The sequence below is a fragment of the Microbacterium umsixpiens genome (assembly GCF_053543675.1).
The window spans coordinates 5,546-16,417 of the sequence record NZ_JBLVOH010000103.1; the positions used below are offsets into that span (position 1 = coordinate 5,546).

A 10,872-nucleotide genomic window follows, 5' to 3' on the forward strand; every position below is an offset into this window, starting at 1 on the left:
CGTCGACCGGCTCGGGCGGCGACTCCGGGACGGCGACCGCGTCTGTCGCACCGTCGTGCTGCGACTGCGCTTCGGCGACTTCACGAAGGCCACCCGCTCCCGCTCGCTCCGAGCGCCCACCGATCGCACCGCCATCGTGCTCACCGTCGCTCGCGCGCTGCTCGCCGCGGCGCAGGCCGAGATCTCGGCGCGCGGCATCACCCTGATCGGCATCTCGCTGTCGCAACTCGACCGCGTCGGGAACGTGCAGCCCGAGCTGCCGATCGACTGGGGCGATGACGCGCGACTCGACTCCGTGCTCGACACCCTGCGCGACCGCTACGGGTCGACCTCGGTGTCGCGGGCGGCGCAGCTGGGCCGTGATCCGGGGTGGTCGTCGCCGATCCTTCCCGAGCACGAGTGATCCGCGCCCGCACGTTCTGGAGCTGCGCCCACGCGTGCTGCAGCTGCGCCCGCGCGTGCTGACGTTGCGCCCGCGCGTGCTGAAGGAGATCGCACGGTATGAAGGAGCCGTTTCGCCGATCTCTCCTTCATTCCGCGAGATCTCCTTCGCATCGCGTGGGTCAACATGGCGTTTTAGACTGCCGACATGCCTGTCATCGCCGTGATCTTCCCCGCGCTGCTGCTGCTGACCGCCGTGTTGACGGAGCTCGCGAGCCGCGGTCGACTGCGCCGCAACCGGCTCGCCGGCATCCGCACGAACGCGACGATGAGAAGTGACGCGGCGTGGTCGGCATCCCACCGGGCGGCGGCCAAGACCGTCTGGATCGGCTTCGTCGTGAGCCTCGTTGCAGCCCTCATCGCGCTCTTCGCCGAAGGCACCGCAGCCCTCATCGCTGCCGTCGCGGTCGCGGCCGTCTTCCTCGCCACGTCTGTCGTCTCACTCCTGCAGGCGAACCGTGCAGGTGCGGTTGCTCACGCGGCGTAGGGTCTGACGGGTCGCAGTTCTTGCGCGGGCCGGTATCCGCGACCCCGCGCGTTCTGAAGGAGAAACCACGACATGAAGGAGCGTTCTCGCGGAAGGCTCCTTCATTCTGGGAGATCTCCTTCATGCCGAGAGGGCCGCCCCCGCAGCCCAGCCCCATCGTTGGGACAAGCGGGTTCTCGCGCGGAGGAGCAAGCTGCGGACAGAATATTGGCCTATAAACTGGCCTGACTTTAGGCTAGATTTATGGACGTGCAGACGATCTCGGTCAGCGAGGCGAAGGACAGGTTCTCGCAGTTGGTGGAAGCAGTGGACACCACGCACGAGGCGGTGACCATCACGCGCCACGGGCGACCCGCCGTCGTCATGTTGAGCGTCGATGATCTCGAAGCGCTGCAGGCCACTCTCGCGCTGCTGCAGGATCCGCAGCACGCCGAAGAGGTGGCGGAGGCAGATGCGGATATCGCTGCGGGTCGCACGTTGAGCCTCGCAGAAGTGCGAGAGCAGCTGGCTCGCCGGTGATGCCGGAGCCCTACGACATCCAGCTCACCGGCCCTGCTGTTCGCGCACTGCATCGTCTGGAACCCAAGCTCGCCGACGCGGTGCTCCGGTTCCTCGAAGGTCCGCTCGCCGAGAATCCGCTGCGCACGACCAAGGCGCTCGGCGCTGAGCTCGAAGGGCAGCGCAGCGGCTACATCGGTATCGCGTATCGTGTCGTCGTTCGCGTCGATGAGGACGCGCGTACCGTGTACGTGCTGCGCATCGCCCACCGCTCGGACGTCTACCGCCGAATGTGACGCCGCGTCCTGCGCGCTTCAGGCCTTGAGCATCGAGGCGCGCGAGATCAGTCCGTCGACCACGTCGAAGGTCGCGATGGTCTCGGTCGCGACGCCCGCGTTGATGACCTGCTCCTGCGCGACGACCCAGCGGGTGCCGAACAGCACGCTGGTCTCGATCACGCACGACAGCTCGGGGTTCTGCAGCCGCGGCTCGTAGAACGCGCGGATCGCGGCCGAGCCCACCACCGGTTCGGGAGCGACGCCGGTGATCACGGCATCCGCGGCGTACGTCGCGACGAAGGCGTCGAGGTCGTGCGCGTTGAACGCGTCGAGCTGCGCCTGGACGGTATCAGCGGCGGAGCGGGATGCGGCGGAACGGTCGGCGGCAGCGTGGTCAGTCAATGCGAACGCCTCCGTTGACGTCGTAGGTGGCGCCGGTGATGAAGCGGGCGCGCTCCGACGCGAGTGAGGTGATGATCCAGGCGACGTCCTCGGGCTGGCCGAACGCGCCGAGGGGGATGCCGGCTTCGAGCTTCTCGCGGCCCGCCCCCTGCAGCTGGTCGGTGATCGCGCTCTTGACCGGACCGGGGGTGACCGCATTCACGCGGATGCCCTCCGCTGCGAGGTGTCGGGCGAAGCTGCGCGTGATCGCGAGGATCGCCCCCTTGCTCGCGGCGTAGTGGATGCCGGTCTGCAGCGCGCCGACCTGGCCGGCGATCGAGGCGATGTTGATCACGGAGCGGTCCCCCTCGGCGGCCCGGAGCAGAGGAAGCGCACCGCGGGTGAGGAAGAACGTGCCGCGGGCGTTGGTCTCGAGGACCATGTCCCACTCGTCGAAGTCGATGTCGTCGTAGGCGGTGTAAGGGCACACGCCGCCGTTGTTGATGAGCACGTGCAGCGAGCCCCAGGCGTCCGTGATCTCGCCGACCAGCGCGTCGATCGACTCGCGCTCGCGCAGGTCGAGACGCGAGACGTGCACCTCGGGGGAGCCTGCCGCCCGGCACTCCTCGGCGACGCGGAGAGCTTCGGCTTCCCGTCCGGCGTACGTGATCCAGAGGGCGGTGCCCTCGCGGGCGAGGTCGAGGGCGGCGGCGGTTCCGATACCGGAACTGGCCCCCGTGATCAGAGCGCGGCGCGTAGTCATGCGTCCGATGCTATAGCAAATGATGGTCAACCGTAGTGCCGTGCGGACATCTGCTAGATGCTATAGCATCACTCTCATGACTGCGCCCTTCATCCTCGTCAGCGACTGCGACCTGCCGGGAACCGTCATCGAGGACACCCTCCGGCAGGCCGGGCTGCGCGCCGAGCGTGCCGCATCCGGCAACCTCGACGACATCGCCGCCGCCGGCTCCGACGCCGAAGGGCTCGTCGTGCAGTGGGCGCAGATCACCGGCGAGGTGATGGACCGGATGCCGAACCTGCGCATCATCAGCCGCGTGGGCATCGGCTACGACATGGTCGATGTCGAGGCGGCCACCGCCCGCGGCATCGCCGTCGCGAACACCCCCAGCTACTGCATCGAAGAGGTCACCGCGCACACCATCGCGATGATCATGACGCAGGCCCGCGGCCTCCCCGCCTACGACCGCGCCGTGCGCGCCGGCACCTGGAAGGCCGTCGACGCCCGCCCGCTCGCCGTGCGTCCCTCGGCCACCACCGTCTCGGTGCTCGGCTTCGGTCGCATCGGGTCGATGGTCGCCCGCGGATGCCGAGCGCTGGGTTTCCGGGTGCTCGTCGCCGACCCCTACGCCCCCGTCGACGCCGTGCGCGATGCCGGCTGCGAGCCCGTGAGCATTCCGGATGCCGTGGCGCAGGCCGACATCCTCACGCTGCACGTGCCGCTCACCGACGAGACCCGGCACCTGGTCGATGCTGCGGCCATCGCGACGATGAAGCCCGGCGCCGTCGTGGTGAACACGTGCCGCGGCCCGCTCATCGACGAGGAGGCACTCGCCGCCGCGCTGCGCGCCGGGCACCTGGGCGCCGCCGCCCTCGACGTGTTCGCGGGGGAGCCCCTCGCCGCCGACTCGCCGCTGCGCGACCTCGAACAGGTGCTCCTGACCCCGCACGCCGCCTGGTTCTCGCCCGAGGCACTGGCGGATCTGCCCGTGCACGCGGCCGAGAACATCATCCGGTACCTCGCCGGCGAGTCCGTGCCGATCGTCAACCCGACCTACGCCGCCGCGCGCTGACCGAAGGATCATCATGGAACTGCTGCGACTGGGCCCGGTCGGTCACGAACGCCCGTACGTCCGCGAGGGCGGCGTCGTCTACGACCTGGCACCCCTCACCGCCGACATCGACGGCGCCTTCCTCGCGTCCGACGGCATCGCCCGGGTGCGCGCGGCACTGAGCGGCGGCGAGCTGTCCACGGCCGACGTCGACGGACTGCGCATCGGCTCGCCCGTTACGCGTCCGACCGCGGTGGTCTGCATCGGTCAGAACTACGCCGCGCACGCGGCCGAGTCGGGGTCGCTCCCGCCCGAGCATCCGGTGATCTTCTTCAAGCATCCGAACACCGTCGTCGGCCCGGACGACGTCGTGCTGCTGCCGCCGGGCGCCGAGAAGGTCGACTGGGAGGTCGAGCTGGCGATCGTGATCGGCAAGACCGCCCGCTACCTGTCGTCGCCGGAGGCCGCGCGCGAGGTGATCGCCGGGTACACGATCTCGAACGACGTGTCGGAGCGGGCGTACCAGCTCGACGTGTCGGGTGGACAGTGGTCGAAGGGCAAGTGCTCCGAGACATTCAACCCGCTCGGGCCCGCGCTTGTGCCCGCCGACGAGGTCGACCCGCAGGCGCTGCGGCTGCGCTCGTTCGTGAACGGCGAACCGCGTCAGGACTCCTCGACGGCCGACATGATCTTCCCCGTGCTGCAGATCGTGCACGAGCTGAGCCAGTACCTCGTGCTCGAACCCGGGGACGTGATCAACACCGGAACTCCGCAGGGCGTCGCGCTCTCCGGACGCTTCCCGTACCTGCAGGACGGCGACGAGATGACGATCGAGATCGAAGGTCTCGGCCGACAGCACCAGCGCACCGAGCGGGTGCACCTGGGCTGACCGCCGCTCGCGCCCGGCGGCTTGTGTCCGGGGCACGGTTCCTTTTGCTGAGTGCACCGTGCCTCGGGCAGAGGCCGTCGGTCGGTCGCTGCCGTCGCATTCACTCTGGACTCATTCCTTCACCCGAAGCTACGTTCCGTCTCAGACGCGACGATGCGGAGGAAGATTCATGGTTCAGCTCACACGACGCACCCTTCTTCGGGTGTCCACAGGCATGGCGGCACTCACGCTCGCAGAGTCGATCTTCTCGGTGCTCCCCGAGCCGTGGGCGGGCACGACGACGATCGACCCGGCGCTGCGGGCGCGTTGGGCGGACATCCTCACCGGTCGCCACCAGGTCGTCTCTTCCGATGCGAGGTTCGCGACGGCGCTTTCGGCGCTGGACGCCCGTGTCACCGGGTGGCGGGCGATGCTCGATCCCACCGCGGCGTCGGTGTTCACCGATCTACCGGTGACGGGCGTGAATCCCGATGCTCAGGGCGTGCGCACCGCGCAGAAGATCCGCCAGTCGTACACGCGGCTGCTCGACTTCGCCGTGGCATGGGCGACCCCGGGCTCGATTCATCATGCCGACTCGACCCTGGTCGCGCAGATCTCCTCGGGTCTCGGCTCACTCACTGCGGCGGGATTCGCGTCAGGCACCGCGATGGCCGCCGCGGACAACTGGTGGGATTGGCAGATCGGATCGCCCCGCGCTCTCGCGAGCGTCCTCGTGCTCGTCGGCGACGAGCTGCCGTCCGCCCAGGTCGCCGCGGGGTGTGCGGCGATCGACCACTTCGTGCCGGACCCGTGGTTCCTCGATCCGCTGAAGGGGCTTCCCGTGAAGGAATCGACCGGGGCGAACCGGATGGACATGTGCCAGACGGTCATCGTCCGTGCTCTTCTGGACGGAGACGTCCCGAGGCTCGAGAGAGCGCGCGCGGGATTGGCGCCGGTGTGGGCGACCGTCCTGGAGGGAGACGGCTTCCACGCCGACGGCTCGATGATCCAGCATGCGAGCGTCCCGTACACGGGCTCGTACGGGATCGAGCTCCTGCTCGCGGCGTCGCGTCTGTTCGCACTCCTCGACCTCGGAGCAGCCGGACCGGAGTACGAGGCATTCTTCGCCCTGGTCGGGAAGAGCTACCTGCCGGTCGTCTACCGCGGCAGGGTCATGGACCACGTGCGGGGCCGCGCTGTCGCCCGCCCGCTCGCCCGCAGTCAGGATGCCGGTTTCCAGGCGGTGGAGGGGCTGCTCCTGCACCGGTGGCGACGCAGATCCGCGGGCGTGTGCGCTCCTGGGTGGACGAGGACTCCACCGGGCGGATCTTCGAGACGGGGTCGGTGGCGAGGACGGGCCTGGTCGTCGCGCTGACGAACAGCGCGGTGGCCGCTCTCCCCGAACCGTCCGCCGGTGCGACCGTCTTCAACGCGATGGCTCGGTGCGTCGCGCGCAACGCGGACCACGCGATCGCGATCTCGGCATCGAGTCCGACGATCGCCTGGTACGAATGCAGCACGCTGGAGAACATCCGCGGCTACCATTCCGGCAGCGGCATGACGTACGTGTACGACGCCGACACCTCTCACTACGACGACGAGTTCTGGCCGACCGTCGACCGCTATCGGCTGCCGGGCACGACCGTGGAGCAGCTCGCTCTCCCGGATCGGATCGGCGGCACATCCGGCAAGGGGCGTCCGCCGGGCGAATGGACGGGCGGATCGTCCGTGATGTCGGACTCCCCTGACGCGGCGACGGTCTTCGCGCAGGATCTCCATGCGCCGCACGATCGCGCGGGGACGGGGGGAGCGTTCCGCGGCAGCGACATGCACGCCCGCAAGGCCTGGTTCCTCCAGGACGGCGTCCTCGTCGCCCTGGGCGCTGACATCTCCTCCACCACCGGGGGCATCGTCGAGACCGTCGTCGAGAACCGGAATCTCCACGCCGCGGGAGCGGCGACACTGCGCGTCGACGGTGTCGTCCGCATCGGGACCCTGCCGAGCTCGCGCACGGAGAACGCGACCGGCCCGCTGAGCGTCCACATCGACGGTGTCGGCGGGTATTTCTTCCCGGTCGGTGGCAGCGTGAAGATGAAGCGCGAGGAACGCGCGGGCTCCTGGGCCGACATCAACACCACGGCCGGAATCGACGCGACTCCGCATGCACGCCGATACCTCACCCTCTGGCTCTGGCATGGCCAGAACTTCTCCGGGCGGTCGTATCAGTACGCGGTGCTGCCCGGAGCGTCCCTCGCCGAGACGCAGGCGTTCGCAGCAGCACCGAACTTCGCGGTGCTCGCGAACTCCGCCGAGTGCCAGGCGCTGCGGTTCGACGCGCGCGAGACGCGTCTGTTCACGTTCTGGCGGGCGGTGACCGTGGACGGGGTGACGGCGAGTGCGCCGTGCACCGTCGCCGTCAGCACCCGTGCCGATGGTGCGGTGATCATCGCGATCGATGAGCACGCGGGATCCGTGACGGCGCTGAGCGTGACGTTCGATGGCCTCGGAATCCCGTCGAGCTCGTCCTGCGCGGGCGGGTCCGTGGCGATCGTGGGCTCCCGCGTGGCGGTGACCCTCGCCTCCGGGGCGCGCCAGGCGGAGTGCGAACTCCACTTCTGAGACCGCCGGCCCCTCCCACGCTTCGCGGGCGTCACCCCGCGGTCGCGCGCTCTTCGGCGCGCCCGCGTGGTCGGCCGAGAATCAATCGGAATTCATGCTTGATTCATTCTTCTGAGGGCCCGTTGAATCAGAGAACACCGCGCATCCCGAGCGGATCCTGAAGCTACGTCACAAAGGAGTACGTAATGAATTTGAGTTCGAATCGCGCTCGCCGCCGCGTTGCGGCCGCGGCAGGAGCGCTGCTCGTCACCACTCTCGTGACGGCCGGCTGCGGCACACAGATCCGTGGGGGCGACGATGACGACACGAAGGCGACTCTCACCTACTGGTCGGCGTGGAACGTCGGCGAGGCGCAGCAGGAGATCTTCGAAACCGTACGCACCGCCTTCACGGAGGAGACCGGCATCGACGTCGAGGTCGAGTACCTCGGTCGCCAGGTCACGCAGAACCTGATCAACGCTCTCGGCAACGGGACCGGGCCCGACCTCTTCGACGCGGGAAGCCGGAACATCCTCGATTACGAGGGCCGGGGCTTCCTGGCCGACCTCGACGAGCTGATGGAGACGGACATCCCCGGCGAGGACATCTCGGTGGGAGAGAGCTTCACGGACGCCGTCCGAGAGGCGGCATCGGGCGAGGAGGGCGTCGGGATCCTGCCGACCTACGTCAATTCCTCGGCGATCTGGTTCGACGCGTCGCAGTTCCCCGAACTCGAGAGCGACCCGCCCCAGGAGTGGGACGACTTCATCGCCCTCCTGGACGCGCAGAAGGCGGAAGGCCTCACCCCCCTGGGCGCGGACGGCACGGTGCCCAGCTACAACGTGTTCTGGCTCTATCAGCTGCTCGTGCAGGCCGAAGGGCCGGGAGCGCTCCGCTCGCTCGCGGAGGCACCGGAGAACTGGGATCAGCCGTACGTCCTCGAGGCTGCGCAGCGCGTCCAGCAGATCGTCGACGGCGGCTACCTGCAGGACGACTACATGGGCACGAAGTACCCGGATGCGCAGAATCAGTGGGCGCAGGGAGCGCACTCCTTCATGCTGGGCGGGTCGTACATGGAAGGGGAGACGCGAGACCAGCAGAAGGACGGCTTCACGGCTCGGACGTTCATGTTCCCGGCCGTTCCGGGCGGCACACCGACGGTCGAGGTGACCGCGAGCGGGCTCGCGATCAATGCCGACAGCAAGAACCTGGACGCGGCGAACCAGTTCCTCGCCTTCGCCGCTCAGGAGAAGTTCCAGAAGCTGTACGCGTCCGAGGCCGGGTTCATCGCGGCGCGCTCGGGCGTGGAGCAGCCGGAGACGCTGCGTGGGCTGGTCGAGCAGATCGAGAATGCCGACTCCGTCACCCAGTCGCATGATCTCGCCGCAGCGCTCCACCCGTCGTGGTGGAACGACATCCTGTTGCCTCTGGACGACGCCCTCTTCTCGGGCACCATCACCGCGGAGGAGTTCGTCGCACGCGGCAAGGAACAGACCGCCGCGTATCTCGCCGCCAACGGCTGATCGGCAGGCTCCCCATGGCGACCCCTCTCCTCCTCCACCGCCGCGCCGATCGGCAGGCATCGACCGACGCCACCGGTGTCGATCGGCTCGCGCTGCCCTTCCTCGTCCCCGCGGTGGCGATGATGACCATCACCCTCGTGATTCCATCGGTGTTCACGGCCGTGATCTCGCTGACCTCGTGGTCGGGACCGGGAGACGAGGTCGTCTGGGTGGGCCTGCGCAACTACATCGGACTGTGGGCGTCGGACGCGTTCCGCTCGTCGTTCGTGAACACGGCGGTGCTGCTGATCGTCGGCGGCATCCTCGTGTTCACGGTGGTCTTCGCCTCACTGATCGCGCTACGCGGCATGCGGGGCGGGGCGTTCATCCGGTCCGTCGTGTTCGTGCCGGTGATCATCTCGCCGATCGCGATCGGTGTGGCGTTCGGCTTCCTCCTGAATCCGAACGGCGGCTTCAACCAGATCCTCGAAGCACTCTCGCTCGATGCCCTGCGCAGAGCCTGGCTGTCACCGGACGTCGTGTTCCAGGTGATCATCGTCGGTCTCGTGTGGAGCGTCAGCGGGTACTACCTCGCGATCGTCGCGACGGGCGTCGATCAGATCCCCGCGCACCTGTATGAGGAAGCGGAACTTGCGGGAGCGACTCGCACGCAGCAGTTCCGGATGATCACCATCCCGCTGAGCTGGGAGTCGCTCTCGGTCGCGATCGTGCTGTGGATCATCAGCAGCATGAAGACGTTCGAGATCGTGATCGCATTCGTCGGATCCCAGGGCGTGCCGCCCATCCAGGCGCGCACCGCGTCTGTGCAGCAGTACCTCGCGACGACCGGTGGTCCGGACGGAAGCCCGCAGCTCGCCTACGCGTCGGCGATCGGCATGGTGCTCTTCCTGCTCACCTCGGTCCTGGTGATGCTCGTGCGGAGACTTCTGAAGAGAGACAAGGTGGAACTGTCATGACGACCATGACCAGCCCCCCTCGCGCCCCCGAGGAGGCGAAGCAGCCGGTGCAGACCGGCCGCCACCCCCGCCTCCGGCGTAGCGGGCACCGACGATGGACGGCTCCCATCGGCGACATCGTCATCCCCCGCGGCATCCAGGTCGCGCTGTGGGTGTGGGTGTCGTTCAACCTCCTGATGGCGGTGTGGGTGGGGATCACGTCCCTGAAGTCGGACAGCGAGATCTTCGCCACCCCCTTCGGTCTTCCCGCATCGCCGGAGTGGGAGAACTTCGTGAGCGCGTGGACGGTGTCCGGTTTCGGCGGCGTGACGCTCAACACCATCTTCATCGTGACGATCTCCGCCTCCCTGACGATCGCGCTGGGAGCCCCCGCCGCATATGTGCTCGCGAGGAGCTCGCGACGATGGATCGCGGGCATCAACACCTATACGGCGCTGTGTGTGGCGCTGCCGGTGCAGACGATCCTCGTCCCGCTCTTCATCGCGAAGACGGAGGTGCACCAGTTCGCCGTGGAGATCCTCTTCGGCTGGTGGGATGACCGGATCACGCTCGTCTTCATCTACGTCGGCACTTCTCTCCCGTTCACGATCTTCCTGCTCACCGCCGCCTTCAGGGGGCTTCCCTCAGCGCTTCCCGAGGCTGCGGCGCTCGATGGGGCGTCGCCCGCGCGCACCTTCTGGAGCATCATGATGCCGGTCGCCTGGCCGGCGGTGAAGAGCGCGTTCGTCCTGAACTTCCTGCACATGTGGAACGAAGCGCTCCTCGTGCTGGTGCTGATCAACTCTCCGAGCGAGCAGACCCTGCCCGCTGCACTTCTCCGGTTGTACGGCACCATGCAGTACAACTCCAACTGGGGAGGCCTGTTCGCCGGAGTCGTGATCGTCATCTATCCGATGATCCTGCTGTATCTGTGGGTCGGTCGCCGCATCATGGAAGGGATGACCTCCGGTGCCGTCAAGTGATCGTGGAGGTCGCGGACAGCTCCCGACCATCGTCATCAGCGCCGACGACGGAGACGCCGACAGACTGTTCCCTGCGAACGTGGGGGG

13 protein-coding genes are annotated in these 10,872 nt (G+C 68.1%); 11 read left to right on the forward strand and 2 right to left on the reverse strand.

Features of this window, described 5'->3' with window-relative positions:
- The 4 genes from ACNPM4_RS10495 to ACNPM4_RS10510 form a co-directional block, all read left to right on the forward strand.
- Nucleotides 1-403: DinB/UmuC family translesion DNA polymerase (locus tag ACNPM4_RS10495; RefSeq protein WP_448985630.1), on the forward strand; the 403-nt coding region annotated here is incomplete at its 5' end.
- A 186-nt stretch (nucleotides 404-589) separates the two neighbouring features.
- The gene (locus ACNPM4_RS10500) at nucleotides 590-928 is read left to right on the forward strand and encodes an SdpI family protein (RefSeq protein WP_448985632.1); all 339 of its coding nucleotides are present in this window, start codon (nucleotides 590-592) and stop codon (nucleotides 926-928) included.
- A 243-nt stretch (nucleotides 929-1,171) separates the two neighbouring features.
- Nucleotides 1,172-1,447 (forward strand): type II toxin-antitoxin system Phd/YefM family antitoxin, encoded by a 276-nt coding sequence (locus ACNPM4_RS10505; protein WP_372467904.1) that lies wholly within the window; start codon nucleotides 1,172-1,174, stop codon nucleotides 1,445-1,447.
- Nucleotides 1,447-1,722, forward strand: coding sequence for a type II toxin-antitoxin system RelE family toxin (locus ACNPM4_RS10510; RefSeq protein ID WP_262003640.1), 276 nt, complete (start codon nucleotides 1,447-1,449; stop codon nucleotides 1,720-1,722). The genes ACNPM4_RS10505 and ACNPM4_RS10510 overlap by 1 nt, the downstream gene beginning before the upstream one ends.
- A gap of 18 nt (nucleotides 1,723-1,740) precedes the next feature.
- Here the strand turns inward: ACNPM4_RS10510 and ACNPM4_RS10515 are convergent, their stop codons facing one another.
- Together ACNPM4_RS10515 and ACNPM4_RS10520 are read right to left on the reverse strand one after the other, a co-directional pair.
- Nucleotides 1,741-2,106 (reverse strand): nuclear transport factor 2 family protein, encoded by a 366-nt coding sequence (locus ACNPM4_RS10515; RefSeq protein WP_105712348.1) that lies wholly within the window; start codon nucleotides 2,104-2,106, stop codon nucleotides 1,741-1,743.
- Nucleotides 2,099-2,848 carry an SDR family NAD(P)-dependent oxidoreductase gene (locus ACNPM4_RS10520; RefSeq protein WP_029263139.1) on the reverse strand — a complete coding sequence of 250 codons (750 nt, stop codon included), beginning with the start codon at nucleotides 2,846-2,848 and terminating at the stop codon, nucleotides 2,099-2,101. Before ACNPM4_RS10520 ends, ACNPM4_RS10515 begins: the two co-directional genes overlap by 8 nt.
- Nucleotides 2,849-2,924: 76 nt before the next feature.
- On the opposite strand from ACNPM4_RS10520, the gene ACNPM4_RS10525 reads away from it, so the two are divergent.
- The 7 genes from ACNPM4_RS10525 to ACNPM4_RS10555 all read left to right on the forward strand — a co-directional run bounded on the left by ACNPM4_RS10525 (nucleotide 2,925) and on the right by ACNPM4_RS10555 (nucleotide 10,785).
- Entirely contained in the window at nucleotides 2,925-3,899 is a 975-nt protein-coding gene (locus ACNPM4_RS10525; RefSeq protein WP_448985635.1) for a C-terminal binding protein, read from the forward strand.
- 13 nt (nucleotides 3,900-3,912) lie between these two features.
- A complete protein-coding gene (locus ACNPM4_RS10530) occupies nucleotides 3,913-4,767 on the forward strand; it encodes a fumarylacetoacetate hydrolase family protein (RefSeq protein ID WP_448985637.1) in 855 nt (284 codons plus the stop codon).
- Between the two features lie 169 nt (nucleotides 4,768-4,936).
- The gene (locus ACNPM4_RS10535) at nucleotides 4,937-6,121 is read left to right on the forward strand and encodes a hypothetical protein (RefSeq protein WP_448985638.1); all 1,185 of its coding nucleotides are present in this window, start codon (nucleotides 4,937-4,939) and stop codon (nucleotides 6,119-6,121) included.
- Entirely contained in the window at nucleotides 6,013-7,365 is a 1,353-nt protein-coding gene (locus tag ACNPM4_RS10540) for a polysaccharide lyase family 8 super-sandwich domain-containing protein (RefSeq protein WP_448985639.1), read from the forward strand. The genes ACNPM4_RS10535 and ACNPM4_RS10540 overlap by 109 nt, the downstream gene beginning before the upstream one ends.
- A gap of 185 nt (nucleotides 7,366-7,550) precedes the next feature.
- Nucleotides 7,551-8,867 (forward strand): ABC transporter substrate-binding protein, encoded by a 1,317-nt coding sequence (locus ACNPM4_RS10545; RefSeq protein ID WP_448985641.1) that lies wholly within the window; start codon nucleotides 7,551-7,553, stop codon nucleotides 8,865-8,867.
- A gap of 14 nt (nucleotides 8,868-8,881) precedes the next feature.
- A complete protein-coding gene (locus tag ACNPM4_RS10550) occupies nucleotides 8,882-9,823 on the forward strand; it encodes a carbohydrate ABC transporter permease (protein ID WP_105712353.1) in 942 nt (313 codons plus the stop codon).
- Between the two features lie 5 nt (nucleotides 9,824-9,828).
- Nucleotides 9,829-10,785: a carbohydrate ABC transporter permease gene (locus ACNPM4_RS10555; protein ID WP_448985643.1), complete on the forward strand. Its 957-nt coding sequence runs from the start codon at nucleotides 9,829-9,831 to the stop codon at nucleotides 10,783-10,785.
- Nucleotides 10,786-10,872: the final 87 nt, after the last annotated feature.

Coding starts and splice junctions, on each gene's coding strand:
- ACNPM4_RS10500 (WP_448985632.1), top strand. CDS start 590: ATGCCTGTCATCGCCGTGATCTTCCCCGCGCTGCTGCTGCTGACCGCC.
- ACNPM4_RS10505 (WP_372467904.1), top strand. CDS start 1,172: ATGGACGTGCAGACGATCTCGGTCAGCGAGGCGAAGGACAGGTTCTCG.
- ACNPM4_RS10510 (WP_262003640.1), top strand. CDS start 1,447: ATGCCGGAGCCCTACGACATCCAGCTCACCGGCCCTGCTGTTCGCGCA.
- ACNPM4_RS10520 (WP_029263139.1), bottom strand. CDS start 2,848: ATGACTACGCGCCGCGCTCTGATCACGGGGGCCAGTTCCGGTATCGGA.
- ACNPM4_RS10525 (WP_448985635.1), top strand. CDS start 2,925: ATGACTGCGCCCTTCATCCTCGTCAGCGACTGCGACCTGCCGGGAACC.
- ACNPM4_RS10530 (WP_448985637.1), top strand. CDS start 3,913: ATGGAACTGCTGCGACTGGGCCCGGTCGGTCACGAACGCCCGTACGTC.
- ACNPM4_RS10535 (WP_448985638.1), top strand. CDS start 4,937: ATGGTTCAGCTCACACGACGCACCCTTCTTCGGGTGTCCACAGGCATG.
- ACNPM4_RS10545 (WP_448985641.1), top strand. CDS start 7,551: ATGAATTTGAGTTCGAATCGCGCTCGCCGCCGCGTTGCGGCCGCGGCA.
- ACNPM4_RS10550 (WP_105712353.1), top strand. CDS start 8,882: ATGGCGACCCCTCTCCTCCTCCACCGCCGCGCCGATCGGCAGGCATCG.
- ACNPM4_RS10555 (WP_448985643.1), top strand. CDS start 9,829: ATGACCAGCCCCCCTCGCGCCCCCGAGGAGGCGAAGCAGCCGGTGCAG.